This window comes from Streptomyces sp. NPDC050263 (assembly GCF_040655955.1).
Lineage (GTDB): Bacteria > Actinomycetota > Actinomycetes > Streptomycetales > Streptomycetaceae > Streptomyces.
This window is the reverse complement of record NZ_JBFAKW010000284.1, coordinates 1-1,834: the sequence shown is the minus strand read 5'-3', so window position 1 is coordinate 1,834 and position 1,834 is coordinate 1. Positions and strand designations below refer to the sequence as shown.

At 69.4% G+C, this 1,834-nt stretch carries 1 protein-coding gene; it reads left to right on the top strand.

The features are described from left to right. Positions 1–98: 98 nt before the first annotated feature. Positions 99–1,814: an IS1182 family transposase gene (locus AB0J04_RS45995; RefSeq protein WP_363174709.1), complete on the top strand. Its 1,716-nt coding sequence runs from the start codon at positions 99–101 to the stop codon at positions 1,812–1,814. The last annotated feature ends 20 nt before the right edge of the window (positions 1,815–1,834 follow it).

Genomic DNA, 1,834 nt, shown 5'->3' with positions numbered 1-1,834 from the left:
GACTCTGCTGCGCAATTCGCTGCGGGGGTGAGGGCGGGTCGGCGATGATCGTTTCTGAGGTCGCTTCTTCTGTTGTGCGGCCATGGAGGCGGTAGGACATGTCGATGCGGCCGGTGGGGCTGCCGGAGGTCCCGGAGCAGACCGTGATGGTGGCCCGGGCGGCGTTCCCGAAGGGGAGCCTGGCGATACGGGTGCGGGACCGCCTCGCGGAGGTCTTCGCTGATGAGCCGTTCGCGGAGGCGTTCGGGGTGCGCGGGGCGCCGGGATTGTCGCCGGGGGCGTTGTCGCTGGTGACGGTGTTGCAGTTCGCGGAGGACCTGACGGACCGGCAGGCCGCGGCGATGGCGGTGCGGGCGATCGACTGGAAGTACGCGCTCGGGGTGGAACTGACGGACATCGGTTTCGACGCCAGTGTGCTGTGCCGGTTCAGGGCACGGCTCGCGGACAACGGCATGGAACGGGTGGTCTTCGACCGGCTCCTTCAGCACTGCAGGGACGCCGGCCTGGTGGCGGCCGGGGGCAAGCAGCGAACCGACTCCACCCATGTGATCAGCGCGGTGCGGGACTTGAACCGCCTGGAGCTGGCCGGCGAGAGTGTGCGGGCGGCTCTGGAGGCGCTCGCGGTCGCGGCGCCGGTCTGGCTGGCCGGGCAGATCGACGTGACGGAGTTCGCCGAGCGGTACGGGCCCAGGATCGACGGCTGGAAGATGCCTCCCTCGCAGGCCAGGCGTGATCGCCTCGCCCAGGTCTTCGGCCAGGACGCCTTCGCCTTGTGCCAGGCCGCCTGGGCTGCTGACGCCCCGGTCTGGGTCCGTGAGATCGAGGCCGTGGCCCTGCTGCGGCAGGTCCTGGTGCAGACCTGCACCATCCGCAGCGACGCCCGGGGAGGGCAGGTGATCAAGAAGCGGGATGCCGACGACGGCGTCCCGCCCGGTCAACTCCGCCTGGCCTCCCCCTACGACGCGGACGCACGCTGGGCGGCCAAGGGTGACGATCTCTTCTGGTGCGGCTACAAGATCCATCTCACGGAAACCTGCACCGCACGCCCCGGCACCGGCACCGGCACGGACGCCGGGACAGGGGTGATGCCGAACCTGATCACCGATGTGCACACCACGGACGCGACGGTGCCGGACGTGAAGGCGACCGCGCCGATCCAGCACAAGCTCGCCGAACACGGGGTGAAGCCGGCCGAGCACTACCTCGACTCCGGCTACCCGTCGGCCGACCTGATCACCAAGGCCATGAAGCAGGGCGTCCAGATGGTCACCCCGGTCCTCCTGGACCGCTCCACGCAGGCCAAGGCCGCCGCCGGCTTCGACAAGACCGCCTTCACCATCAACTGGAAGACTCGCCAGGTCCGCTGCCCCGCCGGCCGGACCAGTTCCCATTGGAACCCCGTCAAGCAGCACGGCAAGGACGCCATCGTGATCACCTTCAGCGTCCTGACCTGCCGCGAGTGCGCCTTCCAGCAGCAGTGCACCGCCTCGAAACCCGGACGCCGCATGCTCAGCCTGCGGCCCGAGGAACTCCACGAGAGCCTCGCCCGGGCCCGCGCCGAACAAAAGACCGACACCTGGAAGAACAAGTACGCCCTCCGCGCCGGCGTCGAGGGCACCATCAACCAGGCCCTCGACATCACCGGCATCCGCCAGGCCCGCTACCGCGGCCTGCCGAAAGTCCGCCTCCAGCACGCCTTCTCCGCCACCGCACTCAACATCGTCAGACTCGACGCCCACTGGACCACAGGCCCCCTCGACCGGACCCGCCGCAGCAGCAGACTCGAACGGCTCAGCTACCGACTCTCCGCCTGAACGAATTGCGCAGCAGAGTC

Excerpts from the sequence above, each read along its gene's own strand:
- AB0J04_RS45995 (WP_363174709.1), top strand. The coding sequence starts at position 99 with ATGTCGATGCGGCCGGTGGGGCTGCCGGAGGTCCCGGAGCAGACCGTG.